Source organism: Amycolatopsis sp. GA6-003 (assembly GCF_046267895.1).
Lineage (GTDB): Bacteria > Actinomycetota > Actinomycetes > Mycobacteriales > Pseudonocardiaceae > Amycolatopsis.
This window is the reverse complement of record NZ_CP176499.1, coordinates 7,258,188-7,282,552: the sequence shown is the minus strand read 5'-3', so window position 1 is coordinate 7,282,552 and position 24,365 is coordinate 7,258,188. Positions and strand designations below refer to the sequence as shown.

Annotated in this window: 6 protein-coding genes and 1 pseudogene; 1 reads left to right on the top strand and 6 read right to left on the bottom strand. The window is 72.2% G+C overall.

Annotation, left to right across the window (positions count from 1 at the left end):
- Positions 1-115: 115 nt before the first annotated feature.
- Positions 116-718, bottom strand: coding sequence for a ScbR family autoregulator-binding transcription factor (locus F9C12_RS33035; protein WP_409185660.1), 603 nt, complete (start codon positions 716-718; stop codon positions 116-118).
- Positions 719-1,056: 338 nt separating this feature from the next.
- Between F9C12_RS33035 and F9C12_RS33030 the strand changes: the two genes are divergently transcribed.
- Entirely contained in the window at positions 1,057-1,767 is a 711-nt protein-coding gene (locus tag F9C12_RS33030; RefSeq protein WP_409185659.1) for a BTAD domain-containing putative transcriptional regulator, read from the top strand.
- A gap of 125 nt (positions 1,768-1,892) precedes the next feature.
- Here the strand turns inward: F9C12_RS33030 and F9C12_RS33025 are convergent, their stop codons facing one another.
- From F9C12_RS33025 to F9C12_RS33005, 5 genes and pseudogenes are all read right to left on the bottom strand, one after another.
- Positions 1,893-2,720, bottom strand: coding sequence for an ABC transporter permease (locus F9C12_RS33025; RefSeq protein ID WP_409462975.1), 828 nt, complete (start codon positions 2,718-2,720; stop codon positions 1,893-1,895).
- On the bottom strand, positions 2,720-3,643 hold the full coding sequence (locus F9C12_RS33020; protein ID WP_409462974.1) for an ATP-binding cassette domain-containing protein: 924 nt from the start codon (positions 3,641-3,643) through the stop codon (positions 2,720-2,722). Before F9C12_RS33020 ends, F9C12_RS33025 begins: the two co-directional genes overlap by 1 nt.
- 113 nt (positions 3,644-3,756) lie before the next feature.
- Positions 3,757-14,094, bottom strand: coding sequence for an SDR family NAD(P)-dependent oxidoreductase (locus F9C12_RS33015; protein WP_409462973.1), 10,338 nt, complete (start codon positions 14,092-14,094; stop codon positions 3,757-3,759).
- A gap of 33 nt (positions 14,095-14,127) precedes the next feature.
- Entirely contained in the window at positions 14,128-18,837 is a 4,710-nt protein-coding gene (locus F9C12_RS33010; protein ID WP_409467116.1) for a type I polyketide synthase, read from the bottom strand.
- 41 nt (positions 18,838-18,878) lie between these two features.
- A pseudogene (locus F9C12_RS33005) lies at positions 18,879-24,116 on the bottom strand (type I polyketide synthase); the annotation flags it as partial.
- Positions 24,117-24,365 lie beyond the last annotated feature (249 nt).

Genomic DNA, 24,365 nt, shown 5'->3' with positions numbered 1-24,365 from the left:
TCGAGGACACTCCGAAGCGACGCGTAGCCCGGTCCAGGAAGTGTTCCGGCACAACAAGAAGCAGCTTCCTCAGGCGGCTGTCCCGGCGTATCCGCTTTTCCTGCCGCGCAAGCGCTCAGGTCCGCGCCGACACCGGGCGGAAGGACAGTTCCAGCGACCGCCACAGCGTGCTCAGCGTGTCCGCCAAGTCGCTTTCCGGCACCACGATCCGGCTCGACACCGCCGACTCCAGACCCGCGCACGTCGCCGCCAGCAGCAGCTCCGCGGTCTCGACCGGCACGTCCGCGCCAAGTTCGCCGCTGGCCGCCGCTTCCGCCACGCACTGGCGGACCTGCGCCAGCCATGCCCGGGAAAACGCCGTGAACCGCTCGTTCGCCGAGCCCATCTCGCGCGCCATGCGGAAGCTCGCGCCCACCTTCGGGTCGTGGTCCAGCCAGCACATCAGCGCCTCGCCCAACTCGGCCAGCCGCCGCAACGCCGGACGGGAAACCGGCTGACAGCGAACGTGCTCGCGCAACACCGCTGTCGCCGCGCCCTGGACCTCGTCGCAGATTTCGTCCTTCGAACAGAAGTGGAAGTACAGGCCGCCCTTCGTGACCCCCGCCGCTTCGGCGATGCCCACCATGCTGGTGGCCGCGTATCCGTCCCGGCGCAGCAGCCTGGCCGCCGCCTCCAGCGCCAGGCGCCGCGTGTGTTCCGAGCGCGCCTGTTTGGCCACCGCCGGTCCCTCCGCTCGAGTCTTCCGGCGCAGGCGACTCTGCGCACGCGATCATGATTACATACCAACCGCCCGGTTTTCAAGCGAAGGCACCCGTGAACTCAGCTCTCCGCAACGGAAACGTCACCCACACGCGGGACAAACAGACCGACCTCCCGGTTTTGTCTTGAAAACCGGCGGGTCGGTTCAGTACGCTGTTCCGAGCAGGACCGGGCAGTGGGGCGCTGGAGAACACTGGGGGCGCCGGGCCGGGCAGATCCGATCGACGCGGACACCGGAAGGCACGGGAAATGGACTACGGGATACTGGGGCAGCTCAGAGTGGAAGGGCGGCCCGGCGTGAGCGCTCCGCGGGCACGCAAGATCGAGACGCTCCTGGCCGTGCTGCTGGTCAAGCGCAATCAGGTGGCGACCACCGAGCACCTGATCGGAGAACTCTGGGGAGAGCGTCCGCCGGCCCGCGCGAGCGCCGCGCTGTACGTCTACGTCTCGCAGCTGCGGAAACTGCTGCGCGGCACGGGTTCCGCCGACAGTCCCGTCGTCACCAGCCCGCGCGGCTACTCGCTGCGCGTGGCCGACGGCGAACTCGACGCCGACCGCTTCACCCTCCTCTACGAGCGAGGCCGTTCCCGGCACCGGGACCGCGACTACGAACCGGCCGCGGCCGTCCTGCGCGAGGCCGCGAATCTGTGGCGCGGCGCGGCGTTCGGCGGCTTCACCGACTCCCCCGACGTCCAGGCGTACGCCGCGCTGCTGGAGGAAACCCGGCTGGAGTGCCTGGAGCTGCTGATGGAGACCGAGCTGCTGATCGGGCGACACCGCGAGGTCGTCGGCCAGCTGTCCGCGCTGGCGAAGGAACACACGCTGCGCGAGACGTTCTACGAGTACCTGATGACTGCTTTGCTGCGCTCGAACCGGCGCGCGGAAGCCCTCGAGACCTTCGCTTCCGCCCGGCAGAACCTGGTTCAGCAGCTGGGCATCGAGCCCGGCAGCTCGCTGCGGAAGCTGCACCACAGCATCCTCGTCGGCGAGTTGTCGGACGCGGTCTGACCCGGCCCGCGTCCGGCTCCAGCGGCCCGGTCTTCCGCCACCAGCGGGGGGGACCGGGCCGTTTCTCGCGCGCGAAAAGGCGGCCCGTGCTCGGGGGCACGGGCCGCCTTCGCCACCGCGGGGGGTCAGCCGCGGGCGCGCTGGTGGAACTTCCGGATCGCGAGGTACGCGCCGGCCGCGGTCAGCACGACCGACCAGGCGAGCGCCAGCCACACCGTCGACGCGACCGCCGCGCCGTTCATCAGGCCGCGCACGGCGTCGATCACCACCGTCACCGGCTGGTTGTCGACGACCGCCCGCAGCACCGACGGCATCGAGCCGGTGGGCACGAGCGCGCTGGTGGCGTAGGGGACGAACACGAAGATCATGCCGAGACCGCCCGCGCCCTCGACAGTCTTGGCGATCGACCCCACCAGCGTGGCGAACCAGAACACGCCGGCGGCGAACAGCACCAGCAGTCCGGTCGCGGCGAGCCAGCCGAGCACGCCGCCCGCCGGGCGGAATCCGATGGCGAAGCCGACCGCGACCATCACCACGAGCGAAAGCAGGCTGCGCAGCACGCCGGACACGACGTGGCCGACGAGGACGGCCGAGCCGGCCATCGGCATCGAGCGGAACCGCTCGACCAGGCCCTGCGTCAGGTCCGCGGCCACGCCGACCACGGTCGTCGTCGAGTTGAAGCCGATGCTGACGACCACGAGGCCGGGCACCAGGTAGTCGACGTAGGCCATGCCGGGCAGGTTGATCGCGCCGCCGAACATGAAGCGGAACAGCAGCAGCAGCACGATCGGCAGCGAAACCGCCTGGATCAGCATCTCCGGGTTGCGGACGATGTGCTTGACGTTGCGCGCGACCAGCACCCGGCAGTCGGACAGCGCCAGCGCGAACGCCGAACGGCTCGGGGTGCCGGAAACCTGCGTCCCCGCGTGCTCCCTGGACAAAGTCTGGGTCATCAGTTCGCTCCCGCGGTTCCGGTGAGGGTGTGGAAAACGTCGTCCAGGGTCGGCTCGGAGAGCTCCAGCCCGGTGGTTTCGAGGCCCGCGTCGTCGATCCGGTTGAGCACCAGCCGGACCTGGGCGGGCTCGTCGATCGCGACGCTGACGGTGTCGCCGGTCAGCATCCCGCCGGCGACGTCGTGCGCGCGGGCCGCTTCGGCGGCGGTGGCGAAGGAGAGTTTCAGCCGCTCGGTGCCCACCTTGCGCTTCAGCTCGGCCGCCGTGCCCTCGGCGACCACGCGGCCCTTGTCGATGACCGCGATCCGGTCGGCGAGCTGGTCGGCCTCCTCGAGGTACTGCGTGGTGAGCAGGATCGTGGTGCCGCTGTCGAGAAGGTCGCGAATCGCGTCCCACATCGCCGAGCGGCTGCGCGGGTCGAGGCCGGTGGTGGGCTCGTCGAGGAACAGCACCGGCGGCGAGGTGATCAGGCTGATCGCCAGGTCGAGCCTGCGCCGCATGCCGCCGGAATACGTCTTGACCTGACGCTGTCCCGCCTCGACGAGGTCGAACTGCGCGAGCAGCTCGCCGGCCCGCTCCTTCGCCCGCGCGGCGGGCAGGTGGAACAGCCGGGCCATCATCTCCAGGTTCTCGCGGCCGGTGAGCAGCTCGTCGACCGCGGTGTCCTGTCCGGTCAGGCCGATCTGCTCGCGCACCGTCCGCTTGGACCCGGCGAGGTCGTGGCCGTTGATGGTCACGGTGCCGCCGTCGGCGTCCAGGAGGGTGCTGAGGATCCGCACCGTCGTGGTCTTCCCGGCGCCGTTGGGGCCGAGCAGCGCGAACATCGTGCCGCGCCGCACGCTGAGGTCGACGCTTTCCAGCACTTCCACGTCGCCATAGGACTTGCGCAGCCCCCGTGCTTCGATTGCGTAGCCGGTGACCATGGGGTTACCTCTCCTCGTTCGGGTCTTTCCAGTGGGCCACAGCCCGGCCGGCCCGGACAACAGTGGCCGGGGCCGGCCGGGTTAGGGGTTCCCGCCCCGCGCGGCCGGTGCGGTCAGTCGTCGCCGGCGCCGATCGCCATGCTGATCAGCGCGTCGGTGTCGAGGTCGTCGATCGACGCCTCTTCCCCGGCTTCCGGCTCCTCGGTCTTGTCTTCGGCCAGGCGCACTCCGGCCAGCTCCAGCAGCCCGTCCAGAAGCCCGGCCGCGCGCAGCTTCTCCAGCGAGATGCCCGCCAGCGCCTCCCGGACTCCTTGCTCCGTAACGGTTTCCTCCGCGACGGCTTCCTCGGCGGGGGCCAGTTCGCCGACGAGGAAGTCGGAAAGGATCCGCGGGGTCGGGTAGTCGAAGATCAGGCTGACCGGAAGTTTCAGCCCGGTGATGAGGCTGAGCTTGTTGCGGAACCCGGTGGCGGACAAGGAATCGAAGCCGACCTCGTTGAACGAGCGGTCCGGTTCCACCGCCTCCGGACCCGCGTGGCCCAGCAGCGCCGCGGCGTGCGTGCGCACCAGGTTCAGCACCGTCGGGACCCGCTTGTTCGCCGCAAGGCCGGCCAGTTTCTTCGCCAGCGACTCGGTGTCTTCCACCGCGTCCTGCGCCGCGCGACGGCCGGGCGTGCCGGCCAGACCGCGCAGCACGGCCGGGAGGTCGTCGCCGCCCGACGAGGCCAGCACCCGGGTGTCGAGCGAGATCGGCACCAACAGGGGTTCGGGGGAACCCGCCGTCGCGTCCAGCAGCCGCAGACCGTCCTCAGTAGACAGTGCGGTGATGCCGGTTTCGCCGATCCGGTGCGCGTCCGCGTCCTCCAGCGCCGCGCCCATGCCGTCGCTCCACAGACCCCACGCCAGCGAGGTGCCGGCGAGGCCCTCGGCACGGCGCCGGGCGGCCAGTGCGTCCAGGAACGCGTTGGCCGCGGCGTAACTGCCCTGCCCCGGTGCGCCGAGGACCCCGGCGGCCGACGAGAACAGCACGAACGCGCTGAGATCCCGTTCGCGGGTCAGCTCGTGCAGCACTTCCGCCGCGTCCGCCTTCGCCCGCAGGACCTGGTCAAGGCGTTCCGGCGTGAGGGAGGTGAGCACGCCGTCGTCAAGGACACCGGCCGCGTGCACGACCGCGCGAAGGTCAACTCCGTCCAGCAGCGCGGAAACCGCGGCGCGGTCGGCCGCGTCGCAAGCGGCGAGCGTGACTTCAGCGCCGAGTCCGGTCAGTTCGTCCCGCAGTTCGGTCGCGCCCGGGGCATCCGCACCGCGACGGCTGACCAGCAGCAGGTTCCGCACCCCGTGCTCGGCGACCAGATGCCGGGCGACCGAACCGCCCAGCGCACCGGTCGCGCCGGTGATCAGCACCGTGCCGTCCGGATCCCAGACCGGCGCGGCGACCGCGTCCGCGGCCCGCTCCAGCCGCGGCGCCAGCACCGCGCCGGCCCGCAGAGCGACCTGCGGCTCGTCCGACGCCGACACCGCGGCGAGGGTGCGGCCGCTCGGGGTTCCGGTGCCGAGGTCGACCAGGGTGATCCGGTCCGGGTGCTCGGCCTGCGCCGAGCGCACCAGTCCGGCGACCGCGGCGCCGACCGGATCGGGGTTCTCCCCCGCCTCGGCGGCCACCGCGCCCCGGGTCGCCACGATCAGCGAACCGGTCGAGCCGGCCAGCCAGTCCTGCAGCAGGCCGAGCACGCGGTGCAGTTCGGCGTGGACGTCGTCCGTACCGCCCGCCGGCAGCACGACCAAGCCGCTCGTCTCGGCGACCGACCCGGCCGCCGTGGCGCCCAGCGCCTCGGTGAGGCCGAAGGAGTCCGGGCCCAGCACGGTCCAGTCGGTGACCTCGGCGACGGCGTCGAGGTCGGTCTGCTCCCAGGCGACGCGGAACAGCGAGTCGCCACCACCGGCCGGAACCGCCTGCGGCACCGCGGACATCGGGCGCAGCAGCAGAGATTCCACCGAGGCGACCGGCGCACCGGTTCCGTCGGCGATCTCCAGCGCGGCCGCTCCCGAGCCGATCTGCTTCACGTGCACCCGCAGCGTCGTCGCCCCGACCGCGTGCAGCCGGACGCCTTCCCACGCGAACGGCAGCGCCGGTTCGTCGCCAGCCGCCCCGGAGACACCGATGGTGTGCAGGGCGGCGTCGAGCACGGCCGGGTGGATGCCGTAACGGTCCACATCGGACACCGAAGCAGGAAGCTGGATTTCCGCGAACGCTTCGCCGTCGCCCTTCCAGGCTGCGACGAGGCCGCGGAACGCCGGACCGTACGCGAGACCGTCGGCGGCCAGTTCCTCATAGGTGCCTTCGAGTGGCACCTGCTCGGCGGCGGGCGGCCACTCGGACAGCTCGAACTTCCCGGCCTTGCCCGCCTTGGCGAGCTTGCCGATCGCGTGCCGCGTCCAGGCGGTGCTGTCGCCTTCCGGCCGGGAGTGCACGCTGAACGTCCGGGTGCCGCCGCTGTCGGGAGCACCGAGGGCGAACTGCACGCGCACGCCGGTCCGCTCCGGCACCACCAGCGGGTACTCCAGGGTCAGCTCTTCCAGCCGCGGGCAGCCTGCCTCGTCGCCGGCCCGGATCGCCATCTCGACGAAACCGGTGCCGGGGAACAGGATCGAGCCGCCGACGACGTGGTCGGCCAGCCACGGATGCGTGCCCACCGAAAGCCGTCCGCTGAACAGCAGCCCCTCGGCGTCGGCCAGTTCCAGTGCCGATCCGAGCAGCGGGTGGTCCTCCTCGCCGACGGCACCGGAGGTGCTCTCCAGCCAGAAGCGCTGGCGCTGGAACGGATACGTCGGCACCGGCACCGGGTGCGCGCCGGTCGGTGCGTAGATGGCCGCCCAGTCGACGTCGACGCCGCTGACGTGCAGCTGCGCGACACCGGTCAACGCGGCCACTGCCTCGTCGTTTTCCTTGTGCAGCAGCGAAGCCAGTGCTTCGGGTTGCTCGTCGAAGCAGCCCGCGGCCATCGCGGCGAGCGTGGTGTCCGGGCCCAGCTCAAGGAACCGGGTCACGCCGTCGGCGGCGGCTCGGGTGACCGCGTCGCGGAACTGCACGCACGCCCGGACCTGGTTCACCCAGTATTCCGGCGAGGCCAGGTCGGCCGGACCGCCGGTGACCGTGGAAATGATCGGGATTCGCGAGTCCGAATAGGACAGTCCTTCCGCGACAGTGCGGAATTCGGCGAGCATCGGGTCCATCAGGCGCGAGTGGAACGCGTGCGAGACCCGGAGTTGCTTGGTGCGCTCGAACTTCGCCGCCACTTCGGCAACCGCGTCCGCAGCGCCGGAAATCACGACCGCGGTCGGGCCGTTCACCGCGGCGATGTCCACAGTGTCCCCAGCGGCTTCCAGTACCGCTTCCGGAGTTCCGTCGATCGCGACCATCGCGCCACCGGTCGGCAGCGCCTGCATCAGCGCGCCCCGGGCGACCACCAGCTTCGCCGCGTCCTCCAGAGAAAACACGCCAGCGCAGTGCGCCGCCGCGATCTCGCCGATGGAATGCCCGGCGAGCACGTCCGGCTTGATGCCCCATGCCCGGACCAGGCGGAACAGCGCGACCTCCAGCGCGAACAGCGCGGGCTGGGTGTAGCGGGTCTCGTCCAGGCCCTCCCCGCTGTCGATGACCGACCGGATGGGCCGGTCCAGGTGCCGGTCGACCGCGGCGCAAGCTTCGTCGTACGCGGCGGCGAACGCCGGGTACTGCTCGGTGAGCCGCGCGCCCATCTTCGCCCGCTGCGAACCCTGGCCGGCGAACAGGAACGCGGTGCGCCCGCCCGCGGTGGCGATTCCGCTGACGACGCCGCGGGCGTCCTCCCCGTCCACCAGCGCCGCGAGACCGCGCACGAACTGCGGCGAGCGGCTGCCGATCAGCACTGCCCGGCGGTCGAACGCACTGCGCGTGGTCGCCAGCGAGAGACCGATGTCGGCGAGGCTGCCTTCCGGTTCCTCGTCCACATAGGACATCAGCTGCTCCGCCTTGGCCCGCAGCGCCGCGGCACCGCGTCCGGAGACCGGCCACGCGACCGGCCCGTCGTAGGACGGCACGCCGCTCTCGACCTCGGGACGGTCGCCTTCTTCCAGGATCACGTGCGCGTTGGTGCCGCTCACCCCGAAGGACGAGACGCCGACGCGGCGGGTGTGGCCGTTGGGCAGCCACTTCACCGGCTCGGCCAGCACCCGGACAGTGCCCGAGGACCAGTCGATCTCGCTCGACGGCTTGCCCACGTTCAGCGTGGCGGGCAGTTCGCCGTGGCGCATCGCCTCGATCATCTTGATGACCCCGGCCGCCCCGGCCGCCGCCTGGGTGTGCCCGATGTTGGACTTCACCGAACCAATCCACAACGGACGGTCCGCGGCGCTGCCGTAGGTGGCGAGCAGCGCCTGAACCTCTATCGGGTCGCCCAGTTTGGTGCCCGTGCCGTGTGCCTCGACCGCGTCCACTTCGGACGGATCCAGCCCGGCGTCGGCCAGCGCGGCGCGGATCACCCGCTGCTGTGCCGGACCGTTCGGCGCGGTCAGCCCGTTGGACGTGCCGTCCTGGTTCACCGCGCTGCCCTTGAGAATCGCCAGCACCGGGTGACCGTTCGCGCGGGCGTCGGACAGGCGCTCCAGCACCAGCACACCGACGCCTTCCGACCAGGTGGTTCCGTCGGCGTCGTCGGAGAACACCTTGCACCGGCCATCGCGGGCCAGCCCCTGCTGACGGCTGAACTCCACGAAGGTCTCCGGCGTCGCCATCACCGTGACCCCACCGGCCAGCGCGAGCGAGCAGTCGCCGCCGCGCAGTGCCTGGGCCGCCATGTGCATCGCGACCAGCGACGACGAGCACGCGGTGTCGACCGACACGGCGGGGCCCTCGAGCCCGAGGGTGTAGGAAATCCGGCCGGTGACGATCGAACCAGCGCTGTTCGCACCCACGTAGTCGTGGTACTGGACGCCGGCGTACACGCCGGTCGGGCTGCCCTTGAGCGACACCGGATCGATGCCGGACCGCTCCAGCGCTTCCCAGGACGCTTCGAGCAGCAACCGCTGCTGCGGGTCGATCATCGGCGCTTCCTTCGGCGAGACACCGAAGAACGTCGGATCGAAATCACCGGCGTCGTAGACGAAACCGCCGCGGGCGACATAGGTGGTGCCGGGACGGCGGCCGGTCGGGTCCAGCAGGCCGTCGACGTCCCAGCCGCGGTCGGTCGGGAAGTCCCCGATCGCCTCGCGACCCTCAGCGACCAGCTCCCACAGCTGTTCCGGCGAGGTGACCCCGCCAGGCAGGCGACAAGCCATGCCGACGATCGCGATCGGCTCCTCCGAATTGTCCTTAGTGGACACGGTCGCGATCTCGACGGTCGTGCCCGCCAGCTCGCCGAGCAGGTGCGCGGCCAGCACTGACGGGGTCGGATAGTCGAAGATCAGCGTTGCGGGCAACCGCTGCCCGGTCGCCGCAGTGAGCCCGTTGCGCAACTCGATGGCGGTCAGCGAATCGAAACCGAGCGACGAGAACTGGGCCGACGACTCGATTTCGTGCGCACCGCCGTAGCCGAGCACGGTCGCGGCGTGGCCACACACCAGCTCCAGCACGGCGTCGGCGCGGTCGCCCTCGGGCAGGGCCAGCAACCGCGCGGCGAAGGAATCGACCGGAGCGGCGGTCGCACCCGCCGCGACGCGCCGGGCTCCCCGGCCGGTGAGTTCTTCCAGGATCTTCGGGACGCGGTCGAGCTTGCGCAGCGTCGGCAGGTCGAGCTTCGCCGCGGCGACGGCAGGCTGCCGGATGGCCAACGCCCGGTCGAGCAGGTCCAGCGCGGCCGCCGTGGACAACGGCACGATGCCGCTCGCGGCCAGGCGGGAAATCTCGGACTCGGCCAGGGTGCCGCCCATGCCGCCGGCCTCGCCCCACAGGCCCCAGTCCAGCGACACCGCCGGCAGGCCGTGCGCGACGCGGTCGGCGGCGAGGGCGTCGAGGAACGCGTTCGCGGCGGCGTATCCGCCCTGGCCGGGCGCGCCGAGCACGCCGGAGACCGACGAGAACAGCACGAAGGCGGAGAGCGCGGTGTCGCGGGTGAGTTCGTGCAGGTTCAGCGCGCCGTCGACCTTGGGCCGGAGCACGGCGTCGACCCGCTCCGCCGTCAAAGCGGTGACCACGCCGTCGTCGAGCACCCCAGCGGCGTGCACCACCGCGGTGAGCGGGTGCTCGGCGGGGATCGAGGCCAGCACCTCGGCGAGCGCGGCGCGGTCGGCGACGTCGCACTGCGCCAGGTCGACGTGCACGCCCAGCTCGGCGGCCAGGTTGGCCAGCTCGGGAGTGCCGCGCCGGCTGACCAGCAGCAGCCGGCGGACGCCGTGCTCGTGGACGAGGTGCCGGGCCACCGTGCCGCCGAGCGCACCGGAGGCCCCGGTGATCAGCACGGTGCCGTCCGGGTCGAAGTACGCCGGCTCGGTCGCGGAGGTGGTGCGCACGAGCCGCGGGACGACCACGCTGCCGGTCCGGACAGCGAGCTGCGGTTCCCCGGTGGCGAGCACCTGCGGCAGGACTGCGCCCGCCTCGGTCTCGGCGTCGAGGTCCAGGAGCACGAACGTGTCCGGGTTCTCTTCCTGCGCGGAGCGCACGAGGCCCCAGACGGCGGAGGCGGCGAGGTCGGCGACCCCACCGGCGGCCGCGACGGCTCCGCGGGTCACCACGACCAGGCGCGCGTCCGCCGGGTGCTCCTGCGCGAGCCAGGTCTGCAGGGCGCCGAGGACGCGGGCGGTCAGTGCGTGCGTCTCCTCCGCCGTGCCAGTTTCGCCGAAGCAGTCGAAGATCTCGGCCGTTGATGTGTCCACAGTGGACTCAGTGGGGATCCGCCGCCACTCGATCCGGTAGAGCGGCGCGGCCGCGTCGGTCGCGACCGGCGTAGTGGCAGCGCGGAATACCGCCTCGGCCACGGTGGCGACGGGCGCCCCGGTAGCGTCGGCGAGAGCGACTTCGTAGCCGTCCTCGGTGGTCGGCGTGAACCGCACCCGCAGCGCCGAGGCACCGGTGGCGTGCAGTTCGACTCCGGTCCAGCAGAACGGGACCCGGCCGACGCCGCCGTCCCCGCCGCCCGCGACGCGCAGCGCGTGGGTGCAGGCGTCGAGTGCGGCCGGGTGGAGGCCGAAGCGGCCAGCGTCGTTGTCCTCCGGCAACGCGACTTCGGCGAAGATCTCGCCCTCGCGCTGCCAAACTGCCTGCAGAGAACGGAAAAGCGGGCCGTAGGCGAGGCCGGTGTCGGCGAAGTCGTCGTACACGCCCTCGATCCCGACCGGCTCGGCACCGGCGGGCGGCCACTCGGCCAGCTCCACCCCGCCGCGGTACGACGGTGGCGTGACCGTGCCGCTCGCGTGCAGCGTCCACGGTTCGCCGTCGGCGCCTTCCTCGCGCGAGTGGACCGTCACGGCGCGGACACCGTGCTCATCCGCGGCCCCGACGGTCACCTGGACCTGCACGCCGCCGCGCTCCGGCACCACCAGCGGGCTGCTGAGGGTGAGTTCCTCGATCCGGCCGCTGCCGACCTGGTCGCCGGCGCGGACAACCAGCTCCAGGAACGCCGTGCCGGGCACGGTGATGACCTCGCCGAGCCGGTGCTCGGCGAGCCACGCGTGCGTCTCCGCGGAAAGCCGTCCGGTGAGTACCACGCCGTCGGTGTCGGCGAGCGCGACCGCGGCGCCGAGCAGCGGGTGCCCGGCGGAGGTCAGCCCAGCGGCAGTGACCTCGTCGCGGTTGGCGCGCGCGTCGAGCCAATAACGCTTGCGCTGGAAGGCATACGGCGGCAGGTCGACCCGCTGCGCGCCACGGTCGGCGAAGACCGCGGCCCAGTCCGGAGTCAGGCCGCTGACGAACAGCTCGGCCAACGCGGTGAGCGCCGCCCGCGGCTCCGGCCGGTCCTTGCGCAGGACCGGCACGACCACCGCGTCGAAGCTCTGCCGGGCGAGCGCGGACAACACCCCGTCCGGGCCGACCTCGACGAACCGGGAAACGCCCTGCGCGCTCAGCGCGGTCAGCCCGTCGTGGAACCGGACCGCGGCGCGGACGTGCGAGACCCAGTACTCCGGCGTGGCGATCTCCGCCCCGGCGGGTGCGCCGGAAACGTTGGAGAGCAACGGAATCGTGGGCGAGGAGTAGGTGAGCGTGCGGGCGACAGCGGCGAACTCCGCCAGCATCGGCTCCATCAGCGGCGAGTGGAACGCGTGCGAGACCTTCAGCTTCGAGGACTTCCGCCCCTCGAACTCCGCCACCACCGCAGCGACCGCGGCTTCGGTACCAGAAAGCACCACCGAATCCGGACCGTTGATCGCAGCAATGCTGACCTCGGCGGTCAAATGCGGGACGACCTCGTCCTCGGTCGCCTGCAAAGCCACCATCGACCCACCGGACGGAAGCGCCTGCATCAACCGCGCCCGCGCCGCGACGAGAGCACAGGCGTCGGCCAGCGACAACACACCCGCGACGTGCGCGGCGGCCAGTTCGCCGACCGAGTGGCCGAGCAGGAAGTCGGGCTTGATGCCCCACGACGCCAGCAGTCGGAACAGTGCCACCTCGATCGCGAACAGCGCGGGCTGGGTGTAGCCGGTCTGGTCGAGCAAACGCGGCTTCTCGAAGATGACTGTCTTCAGTGGACGGTCGAGGTGCTGGTCCAGTTCCGCGCAGACCTCGTCCAGCGCCTGGGCGAACACCGGGAACGCGGCGGCCAGCTCGGCCCCCATCCCCGCGCGCTGCGCGCCCTGACCGGAGAACAGGAACGCGGTCAGCCCTTCGACCTGCGTGCCGGTAATGACGTCCGGCGAGGCGACGCCGTCCGCGAGGGCGGCGACCCCGGCCTTCCCGTCGAGCACGACGGCGCGGTGGCTGAGCGGCGACCGGGAGGTCGCCAGGGAGAATCCGAGGTCGAGCGGGGTGACACCGTCCACAACGGACAGCAGCTGGGCTGCCTGCGCCTTCAGCGCCGCGGCACCATGCCCGGCGAGCGGCCACGGGACGGGGACGTCTTCGGGCCAGCTCGGCGTCGCCTCGTCCGCTTCGACGGCGGGAGCTTCCTCGACGATCACGTGTGCGTTGGTGCCGCTCACGCCGAACGACGACACCCCGGCGCGGCGCGTCCGCCCATCCGCGGCCCACGGACGCTCCTCCGTGAGCAGCTCGACGTTCCCGGCCGACCAGTCGACCTCAGTGGACGGTTCGGTGATGTGCAGCGTGCGCGGCAGCAGACCGTGTCGCAGCGCCTGCACCATCTTGATCACCCCGCCGACGCCCGCCGCGCCCTGCGCGTGCCCGATGTTCGACTTGATCGAACCGAGCCACAGTGGACGGTCCCGGTCCTGGCCGTAGGTGGCCAGCACGGCCTGCGCCTCGATCGGGTCGCCCAGCGTGGTGCCCGTGCCGTGGCCCTCGACAGCGTCCACATCGGACGCCGACAGCCGCGCGTTGGCCAACGCCTGCCGGATCACCCGCTGCTGCGAAGGACCATTCGGTGCGGTAAGGCCATTCGACGCACCGTCGGAGTTCACCGCCGAACCGCGCACCACCGCGAGCACCGGGTGCCCGTTGCGCTGCGCGTCGGAAAGCCGTTCCAGCAACAGCGTTCCGGCTCCCTCCGCCCAGCCCGTTCCGTCGGCACTGTCGGAGAACGCCTTGCAGCGGCCGTCCGCGGCGAGCCCGCGCTGCCGGCTGAACGCCAGGAACGGCCCGGGGCGCGACATCACCATCACGCCACCGGCCAGCGCCAGCGAGCAGTCGCGCTGCCGCAGGGCCTGCACGGCGAGGTGCAGCGCGACCAGCGACGACGAGCACGCAGTGTCCACGCTCAGGGCCGGGCCTTCCAGACCCAGCGCGTAAGCGATCCGGCCCGAGATCACCGAAGCGGCGTTGCCGGTGCTCAGGTAGTCCGCCACCTCACCCGCGAGCACGGACGGCGGCAACTCGTCGTAATAGTCCTGCTCGCCGCTGCCGACGAACACGCCCACCTGCTGCTTGGCGAGCGAATGCGGGGCGATGCCGGCTCGTTCGAACGTCTCCCACGCCAGCTCCAGCAGCAGCCGCTGCTGCGGGTCCATCGCGAGCGCCTCGCGCGGCGAAACCCCGAAGAACGGCGCGTCGAACTCGCCCACGTCGTGGACGAAGCCGCCTTCGTTCACGTAGCTCGTGCCCGGGCTGTCCGGGTCGGCGTCGAACAGGGTGTCCAGGTTCCAGCCGCGGTCCGTCGGGAACGCGCCGATCGCGTCCCGGCCGTCGGCCACCAGCTCCCACAGGTCTTCCGGCGAGCGCACGCCGCCCGGGTAGCGGCAGCCCATCGCCACGATCGCGATCGGCTCGGCCTCCGCCGCCTCGACCTGACGAAGCCGCTCACGCGTCTCCTGCAGGTTCGCGGTCACCCGCTTCAGGTAGTCGACCAGCTTGCTTTCGTCAGTCATCGCCAGAATCCTCTTGTCGCTGGGTGGGTGCGCTCAGGCGCCGAGTTCGTTGTCGATGAGGGCGAACAGCTCGTCCGTGGTCGCGGTTCGCAGGACGTCGGTGGCCTTGGTGCCGGCCTGGGTCTTGTGCAGGGCGGTCACGATCGCCTGCAGGCGGGCGATGATCCGGGACCGGTCGATCTCCGCGGCGTCCAAAGTGGACGTTACCGCCTCGAGCCGGTCCAGTTCCGTTTCCAGCGGGACCGCCGCTTCGCCGCCGCCCAGCTGCGTCCACAGGTGCTCGGCGAGCGCCCGCGGGTTGACGTGGTCGAAGGCGACGGTGGCCGGGAGCTTGAGCCCGGTGGCGGCGCCGAGCCGGTTGCGCAGGTCGACCGCGGTCACCGAATCGAACCCGAGTTCCTTGAACGCGCGGGCCGGTTCGACCGCCGAGCCGTTGTCGTAGCCGGCGACCACGGCGACCTGGCCGCGGACCAGGTCCAGCAGCGTCCGCTGCTGTTCGGCGGGCGTCAGCGAGGCCAGCTTCCCCTTGAGGTCGCCGGTGTCCTCGGCCGGGCCGGTCTCCTCCTCGGCGACCTCGGCCAGCGCGCGCAGCAGCGGCCGCGGCCGGGCGAGCTGGTACACCGGGGCGAACGTGGCCCAGTCGATGTCGGCGACCACCAGGTGGGCCTCGTCGCGGTCCAGTGCCTGGCCCAGTGCCTCGGCGGCGAGTTCCGGGGCCATCTCGGCCAGGCCGATCCGCCGCAGCAGGTCGCTCGCTTCGGCGCCGACCATGCCCCCGCCGCCCCACGAGCCCCACGCGACCGCGGTCGCGGTGCGTCCGGCGGCGCGGCGACGGCGGGCGAGCGCGTCGAGGTAGGCGTTGCCCGCGGCGTAGGCGGGCTGGCCGGAGGTGCCCCACACGGCAGCGCCGGAGGACATCAGCACGAACGCGTCCAGTTCGGTGTCGCCCAGCAGCTCGTCGAGCAGGGCTGCGCCGGTGATCTTGGCGCGGGTGGCGGCAGCGAACTCCGCGGGCGTGACGTCGGCCAGAGCGGGTTCGTCGGTCAGCACCCCGGCGGCGTGCACCACCGCAGTGGGCGGATGCTCGGCCAGCAGCTTGGACAGTGCCGCCCGGTCGGTGACGTCGCAGGCCGCGACCGTGACGCGCGTGCCGGAAAGCTCCTCCACCAGCTCACTCGCGCCTTCGGCTTCGAGCCCGCGACGACTGGTCAGCACCAGATGCTCCGCACCCCGTCCGGCCAGCAAGCGCGCGACGTGCGCGCCGACCGCGCCGGTGCCGCCGGTGATGAGCACGGTGCCGCGCGGCCTCCATTCCGTTTCGGTCGCCGCCAGCGGCGCGCGCACCATCCGCTTCGCGAACACCCCGGACGGCCGGATCGCGACCTGGTCCTCGTTGTCCGCTCCGGACACCACCGCGGCCAGCCGCGCGGCGTCCGCGGGACCCTCGACGTCGACGAGACCGCCCCAGGTAGCGGGTTGGTCGAGCGCGACGACCGTGCCGAGGCCCCACACCGCCGCGGCGGCCGGGTCGGCGCTGGAGAAGGCGTCCACCGCGACCGCGCCACGGGTGACCACCCAGGCCGGGGCGTCGATCCCGGTGTCGCGCAGGGCTTGCAGCAGCGCGATGGTGGCGGCGACCGCGGTGCTGAGCGCGGGGTGCTCCGGGTGTTCGCGGGTGTCGAGGGCGAGCAGCGACAGCACGCCGTCGAACGACCGCTGCGCTGTCGCCTCGGCGAGCAGCCCGGCCAGTTCCTCGCGGTCCGCCGTCGCGGTCACCCGCACGACGTCGCCCAGCGCGTCGGCCAGTTCGGCCGCCTCGGGAACATCGGCGGGAACGACGACCAGCCAGCTGCCGGACAGCTCGCCCGCGACGCTCACCGGCGCCCACGAGACGCGGTAGCGCCACGATTCTATTGTGGACAGTTCGCTGCGGCGGCTGTGCCAGGCGGCCAGCGCCGGGACGACCTCCGCCAGCGGAGCCGCTTCGATCCCGAGCCGGGCGGCGAGCGCGTCGACGTCGCCGCCGGTCACGTCCTGCCAGAAGTCCTGGTCGGCTGCCGGAGCGGAGGCCGCCGTCGCGGTGCCAGTTTCTTCCTCGTGCCAGAAACGCTTGTGCTGGAACGGATACGTCGGCAGGTCGGCAATCCGGCCGCCGGGGACCAGCGAGAGCCAGTCGACCGAGCCGCCGCGGACCGAGTACTCCGCCATCGACGTCGCGAACCGGGTCAGGTCGCCCTCGTCGCGGCGCAGCGTGCCGACGACCGAGCCGGTGCGGCCCGTTTCGTCCAGCGTCTCCTGGATGCTCATGGCCAGCACCGGATGCGGGCTGATCTCGATGAACCGCGTGTAACCCGCCTCGGCGAGCTGCGCGACCACCGGCGCGAACCGGACCGTCGTGCGCAGGTTGGTGAACCAGTACCGGGCATCCACAGTGGACTCGACCACCGGCTCCCCGGTCACCGTGGAGGTCATCGCGACCGTCCCGGCGCCGGGAGCGACCGGGCCGAGGTCGGCCAGCAGCCGGTCGGCGAGGTGCTCGACGTGCGCGGAGTGCGACGCGTAGTCCACCGGCACCCGCTTGGCGCGGAAGCCCTCGGCGACGAGCTGGTCGCGCAGTTCGTCGAGGGCGTCGCCGTCTCCGGAGAGCACCGCCGAGGTGGCGCCGTTGTCCGCGGCCACCGAGATCCGGCCGTCCCAGGCTTCGAGCCGGGCGCCGAGGCCGGAGGCGGGCAGTCCGACGGCGAGCATCCCGCCGCCCCGGCCGCCGAGGACATCGCCGATCGCCTTGCTGCGCAACGCGACCACCCGGGCACCGTCCTCAAGCGACAGTGCACCCGAGACGCTCGCGGCCGCGATTTCGCCCTGCGAGTGACCGATCACCATGTCCGGCTCGACGCCGTGCGCCCGCCACAGCGCGGCCAGCGAAACCATCACCGCCCACAGCATCGGCTGCACCACGTCCACGCGGTCGGCCGGCGGGGTGCCCGGCTCGCCGCGCAGCACCGCGATGACCGACCAGTCCACGAACTTCCGCAGTTCCGCGTCGCATTCGGCCATCCGCGCGGCGAACACCGGCGACTGCTCCAGCAACGCGGTCGCCATGCCGGTCCACTGCGAGCCTTGGCCGGGGAACACGAACACGGTCTTGCCGCGTACGTCCGCGGTCCCGGTGACGACGTCCGGACGCGATCCGCCGGCGGCCAGCTCGCGCAGCGCCTCGGCGGCCTGCGTGCTGTCTCCGGCGAGCACCACGGCGCGGTGGTCGAACCGGGCTCGCCCGGCGGCGAGGGTGTGCGCGATGTCGGCGAGTTCGGCGGCGTGACCGTCCACATGGGACGCTATCCGGCCGGCGGCCGCGGCCAGCGCGGCCGGGGTTTTCGCCGACAGCACGAGGGGATGGACCACCGGCGCGGGCGGTTCTTCCCGCTCCTCGCTCGGTGCCTGCTCCAGGATCACGTGCGCGTTGGTGCCGCTGACGCCGAACGAGGACACCGCCGCGCGGCGCGGACGGGAGACCTCAGGCCACTCGCGCGCCTCCGTCAGCAGCTCGACCGCACCGGAGGTCCAGTCGACGTGCTTCGACGGCGTACCGACGTGCAGCGTCTTCGGCAGTTTGCCGTGCCGCAGCGCCTGCACCATCTTGATCACGCCCGCGACGCCGGCGGCGGCCTGCGGGTGACCCATGTTCGACTTGATCGACCCGAGCAGCAGCGGCTCCCCCGTCGTGCGCTGCCCGTAGGTCTCCAGCAACGACTGGGCTTCGATCGGGTCGCCCAAAGCGGTTCCGGTGCCGTGCGCCTCGACCGCGTCCACATCGGACACGGACAGTCCAGCGTCGGCCAGCGCCGCCTCGATCACCCGGACCTGCGAAGGACCGTTCGGAGCGGAGAAACCGTTGCTCGCGCCGTCCTGGTTCACCGCGGTCCCCCGCAGCACCGCGAGGATCCGGTGGCCGTTGCGGCGCGCCTCCGAAACGCGCTCCAGCACGAGCACGCCGACGCCCTCGGCCCACGACGTGCCGTCCGCGTCGTCGGAGAACGACTTGCTGCGGCCGTCCGCGGCCAGACCGCGACGGCTGGAGAAGTCGACGAACATCTCCGGCGTGCCCATCACCGCGACGCCGCTGACCAGCGCGAGCGTGCAGTCTCCGCGACGCAGGCCCTGCGCCGCCATGTGCAGTGCCACCAGCGAGGACGAGCACGCGGTGTCCACCGAAACCGACGGTCCCTCAAGGCCGAGCGTGTAGGACACCTGCCCGGAAACCAGGCTGCCCTCGGGGCTGCCGCCGCTGTAATCGTGGTACATCACCCCGGCGTAGACCCCGGTCGAGCTGCCCTTCAGCGCCTGCGGATCGAGCCCGGCGCGCTCGAACGCTTCCCAGGAGGCTTCCAGCAAAATCCGCTGCTGCGGGTCGGCGCGGCGGGCGTCCCGCGGGCTGATGCCGAAGAACTCCGCGTCGAAATTCGCCGCGTCGTAAAGGAAACCGCCGTGCCGGGTGTAGGTCTTGCCGGGCCGCTCGGGCGTCGGGTCGTAAACGCCTTCGATGTCCCAGCCGCGGTCGGCGGGGAACTCGCCGATCACGTCCCGGCCCTCGTCGACCACGTCCCAGAGGTCGTCCGGCGTCGCGATGCCCCCGGGGTAACGGCAGCTCATGCCGATGATCGCGATCGGCTCGGTGTCGCGCGCCTCCAGCGCGTGCAGCTGGCGGCGGGCCTGCTTCAGGTCGGCCGTCGCACGCTTCAGGTAGTCGCGGAGCTTGTCCTCGTTGCTCATGGTCTGCCCGTTCATGAGATGCCCAATTCGTCGTCCAGGACGGCAAACAGCTCGTCGTCGGTGGCCTCGTCCAGATCGGCTTCGGTTTCTGCTCCGGCGTGCGCGTCGGCCCACTTGCGCACCAGGGCGTCCAGCCGCGCGGCGACCTTCGCGGTCGACCCGTTCAGCGTTCCGGCCGCGCCGCCGAGCAGCGTTTCCAGCCGGTCGATCTCGCTCAGCAGCGGTTCGGCCGGACCCCGGCCCGCGCCGAGCAGTTCGTGCAGGCGGCGGGCGAGCGCGGCCGGCGTCGGGTGGTCGAACACGATGGTCGCGGTCAGCTTCAGTCCGATCAGCGCGCCGAGCTGGTTGCGCAGCTCGACGGAGGTGAGCGAGTCGAAACCCATCTCCTGGAAGGCCCGCTCGGGCTCGACCGCCGCGGCCGAAGCGAAGCCCAGCACCGCCGCGACCTGCTCGGCCACCACGGTCAGCAGGTAGGCCTCGCGCTCGGTCTCGGGCAGCGTGCCCAGCCGGGCGGCGACCGCGCCGCCGGACCGGGCGGCCGGGCGGCGGCTCGGTGCGGGCCGGACCAGTCCGCGCAGGACCGGCGGCAGCGCGTCGCCGCGGGCGCGCAGCGCGGTGAGGTCGAGCCGCACCGGCGCGAGCACGGCGTCCTCGGCGGTGAGGGACGCGTCGAGCAGGGCGAGACCTTCGGCGGTCGCCATCGGCGGCGTGCCGAGGCGGCGGAGCCGGCGGAGGTCCGCTTCGGACAGTTCGCCCGCCATGCCGCCCTCTTCGGACCACGCGCCCCAGCACAGCGAAGTCGCCGGAAGTCCTTGTGCCCGACGGTGTTCAGCCAGATCGTCGAGGAACGCGTTGGCTGCCGCATACCCTGCCTGGCCAGCCGCGAGGACGGTGCTCGCGGCCGAGGAGAACAGGACGAACGCGGCCAAGTCGCGGGTCATCTCGTGCAGGTGCCACGCGCCGTCGACCTTGGGGGCGAAGACGCGGTCCAGCTCGTCGTCGGCGAGATCCTCGACCCGGCCGGCGGCGGGGACGCCCGCGGCGTGCAGGACGGCGGTCAGCGGCGCTTCGGCCGGAACCGTGTCGAGCAGCGACCGCACGGACGCCGCGTCGGTGACGTCGCAGCTCGCGATCGTCACCTCGCCGCCCAGTTGCCGGAGTTCTTCGCGCAGTTCGGCCGCGCCGGGCGCGTCGGCACCCCGGCGGCTGGTGAGCAGGAGGCGGCGCACGCCGTGCTGCGTCACCAGGTGCTTCGCCACGACCGCGCCGAGCCCGCCGGTGCCCCCGGTGATGAGGACCGTCCCGTCCGGATTCCAGTTCAGCTCCCCGGCCTGCGAGGTCGCGGGGGTCAGCCGCGGCACGAGGACCTTGCCGCCGCGGACGGCCGACTCGGGTTCGCCGGTGGCCAACGCGGCCTCGACGGTGCCGTCCGCGTCGAGGTCGACGAGCGCGAACCGGCCCGGGTTCTCGGCTTCGGCCGCCCGCACCAAGCCCCAGGCCGGCGCGAGGGCCGGGTCGACGTCCTCGCCTCCGACCGCCACCGCACCCCGCGTGACCACCGCCAAACGGGTCTCGCCGTCCTCGGCGAGCAGTTCCCGCACCGCGGTGAGCACCTGCCGGGCGACCGCGCGAGCCGCGGCGGGCGGCGGACCGTCCGGAGTGAACACTTCCAGCACCTTGGCGGCACCGGCGTTCCCGGTGGCCGAAGCGGGTTCCCAGGCCACGCGGAACAGCGAATCCCGGCTCGGTGCCAGCTTGTCCAGCGAGATCGGCCGCGCGGCCAGTGACTCGACGGACAGCACGGGCGCGCCAGCGTCGTCGGCAATGCGCAGCGTGATGGTGTCCGGGCTGGTCGGCGAGACGTGCACCCGCAGCGCCGCCGCACCCGCGCGGTGCAGGGTGGTGCCGGTGAAGGCGAACGGCAGCATCGGCTTCGCTTCGCCGTCCTCGGGCTCCGGGCCGAGCAACTGGGCGTGCATCGCCGCGTCGAGCAGCGCCGGGTGCAGGCCGTAGCCGACGGCGTCAGCGCTGTCGGGCAGGACGACGTCGGCGTAGATGTCGTCCCCGTGGCGCCACATCGCCCGCAGGCCCTGGAAAGCCGGGCCGTAGTCGTAGCCCAAGGAGGCGAGAGTCGCGTACGGATCGGCCAGCTCGACCTTGGTGGCACCGGACGGCGGCCATTCGGCGAGGTCGAACGACGGCGTTTCCTCCGCCGGGGCAACGAAACCGCTTGCGTGCCGGATCCAGGCGTCCTGGCCGTCGAGTCGCGAGTGGACAGTGAGCTGACGGCGGCCGTCGTCCTCGGCGTCCACCGAAACCTGGATCGCCGCGCCCCCGCCCTCGGGCAAGGTCAGCGGAGCGTGCAGCGTCAGCTCTTCGATCCGGGCGCAACCGGCTTCGTCGGCGGCGCGCTGCGCCAGCTCGAGGAAAGCCGTGCCGGGCAACAGGATCGTGCTGAGGACAACGTGGTCGGCCAGCCACGGCGCGGTGCTGGCGGACAGCCGGCCGGTCAGCACCAGCAGGTCGGAGTCCGGAACTCGCACGACGGCGCTGAGCACGGGGTGTCCGGCGGGCTGCAGGCCGTGGTCCCCGGCGTCCCCGGCGGCGGTGGTGGCGGGCGCCCAGTAGCGGGTGCGGCGGAACGAGTAGGTGGGCAGCGCGACCCGCCGGGCACCAGCGTAGAACGCGGCCCAGTCGACCGGAATCCCCCGGGCGTGCAGGGTCGCGAGCGCGGTGACGACGGTGTGGGCCTCGGCGCGGTCCTTGCGCTGTGCCGGGACGAACGCGAGGGTGTCGTCGTCGAACCCGTTCTGGGCGGCGGCGGTGAGCACCGCGGCCGGTCCAATCTCGACAAACGTCCGAACGCCTTCGTCCACCAGCGTCTGAACCCCGGCGTGGAACCGAACCGCGGCGCGGACTTGACGTACCCAATAGTCCGAAGTGGACAGCTCCTCGCCGGAACCGACCGTGGAGATGATCGGAATCTGCGGCTTCGCGTAGGCGAGTTTCTCCGCGACGACCGCGAATTCGGCGAGCATCGGCTCCATCAGCGGTGAGTGGAACGCATGCGACACCTTCAGCTTCGAGGACTTCCGCCCCTCGAACTCCGCCACCACCGCAGTCACCGCGGCTTCGGTACCGGAAAGCACCACCGAATCCGGGCCATTGATCGCAGCAATGCTGACCTCGGCGGTCAAATGCGGCGCGACCTCGTCCTCGGTCGCCTGCAAAGCCACCATCGACCCACCGGACGGAAGCGCCTGCATCAACCGCGCCCGCGCGCCGACCAGCGCCGCCGCGTCCGGAAGCGAAAGAATCCCGGCGACGTGTGCCGCGGCCAGCTCGCCGATCGAATGGCCGAGCAGGAAGTCGGGCTTGATGCCCCACGACGCCAGCAACCGGAACAGCGCCACCTCCACCGCGAACAACGCGGGCTGGGTGAATCCCGTGCGCTCCAGCTCGGCGGCATCGTCGAGGACTGTCTTCAGTGGACGGTCGAGGTGCGGGTCCAGCTCAGCGCACACCGCGTCGAAAGCCTCGGCGAACACCGGATACTTCGCGGCAAGTTCCGTGCCCATCCCGGCGCGTTGCGCGCCCTGACCGGTGAACAGGAACGCCGTCCGGCCGCTGCCCCGCCGGTCGCGCACCACGCCGGGTACGTCGGTGCCCTCGGCGAGCGCGGTCAGCCCGGCGAGCAGCTCCGCGTGGTCAGCGCCGACGACGACGGCCCGGTGGTCCAGCGCGGAACGGGTGGTGGCGAGCGAGAAACCGAGGTCGGCGGGCGAATCGGCGGTATCGACGTGTTCGGCGAGCCGCTGCGCCTGCGCGGCCAGGGTGTCCGCGGAGTCGGCCGACACCGGCCACGCGAAGACGGGCAGCGCGGGCGGGGTCACCGGCTCCTCCGGGACCGCCTCCGCCTGCTCGACGATCACGTGCGCGTTCGTGCCGCTGATGCCGAAGGACGACACCGCGCCGCGCCGCGGCCGGGACACCGCGGGCCATTCGCGGGACTCGGTGAGCAGCTCGACCCGGCCCGCCGACCAGTCGACGTGCGGCGAAGGTGCGTCCACGTGCAGAGTTTTCGGCAGCACGCCGTGGCGGATGGCCTGCACGACCTTGATCACGCCGCCGACCCCAGCCGCCGCTTGCGCGTGCCCGATGTTCGATTTGAGCGAGCCGAGCCACAGCGGCTCTCCGGCCGCCTCGGGGCGCTGGCCGTAGGTCGCCAGCAGAGCCTGCGCCTCGATCGGGTCGCCCAGCTTCGTTCCGGTGCCGTGCCCTTCGACAAGGTCTACGTCCGATGTGGACAGACCGGCCGCCGCGAGCGCCTGCTGGATGACCCGCTGCTGCGCCGGTCCGTTGGGCACGGTGAGCCCGCTGGAAGCGCCGTCCGAGTTCACCGCGCTGCCGCGCACGACGGCGAGCACGTCGTGGCCGAGCCGACGGGCGTCGGACAGCCGCTCGACGACGAGCACGCCGACGCCCTCGCCCCAGCCGGTGCCGTCGGCGCCCGCGGCGAACGCCTTGCAGCGTCCGTCGTCCGACAGGCCGCGCTGCTCGGCGAAGTCCACGAACGTCCCCGGCGTGGCCATCACCGTGACCCCGCCGACGAGGGCCAGCGAGCAGTCGCCGCGGCGCAGCGCCTGAGCGGCCCAGTGCAGTGCGACGAGCGACGACGAGCACGCGGTGTCCACCGTCACGGCCGGACCCTCCAGCCCGAGCGCGTACGCGACCCGGCCGGAGACGACGCTGCCGGCGGCCTCGTGGCCGAGGTAGTCGTGGTACATCACGCCGGCGAACACACCGGTGCTGCTGCCGCGCAGCGTCTCCGGCACGATGCCGGCCCGCTCCAGCGCGGTCCAGGACGTCTGCAGCAGCAGCCGCTGCTGGGCGTCCATCGCGCGTGCCTCGCGCGGCGAGATGCCGAAGAACTCGGGGTCGAACTCGGCGGCGTCGTAAAGGAATCCGGCCTCGCGGGTGTTCGTGGTGCCGGGCCGCTCGCCCGACGGGTCGTAGAGCGCCTCCAGCGCCCAGCCGCGGTCGACGGGGAACGGGCCGATGGCGTCGGTGCCGGTCGCCACCAGCTCCCACAGGTCCTCCGGGGAGCCGACGCCGCCGGGGTACCGGCAGTCCATGCCGACGATCGCGATCGGCTCGGAGCCGGCCTGCCGCTCGTCGCGCAGAGCCTGCTTCGCCTCGCGCAGTTCGGCGGTGGCGCGCTTGAGGTAACCGAGGAGCTTGCCCTCGTTTTCCGTGCTCACGTCATTGCCCCCAGTTCGGCTCCGGCGTAGCGGGAATTGGCACTCACGTCATCGACCGCCTCGGGAAGTCGCCGCGATTTTCCGGATGATTCCGGGAAAAACGCTATCCAGATGTGTTCTCCCGCCCCACCCCTAACCGGCGGAGTCCGGGTGGGTTCCGGCCCCGGACGCCCGTGAGGGGAACCCCGAGAGACTTTGATTCCCTCCGGGTTCCCCTCACGGACAGTGGTTTCGCGC

What these genes read in the sequence shown, in the direction of transcription:
- F9C12_RS33025 (WP_409462975.1), bottom strand. Translation starts at nt 2,720, where the DNA reads ATGACCCAGACTTTGTCCAGGGAGCACGCGGGGACGCAGGTTTCCGGC.
- F9C12_RS33020 (WP_409462974.1), bottom strand. Translation starts at nt 3,643, where the DNA reads ATGGTCACCGGCTACGCAATCGAAGCACGGGGGCTGCGCAAGTCCTAT.
- F9C12_RS33015 (WP_409462973.1), bottom strand. Translation starts at nt 14,094, where the DNA reads ATGACTGACGAAAGCAAGCTGGTCGACTACCTGAAGCGGGTGACCGCG.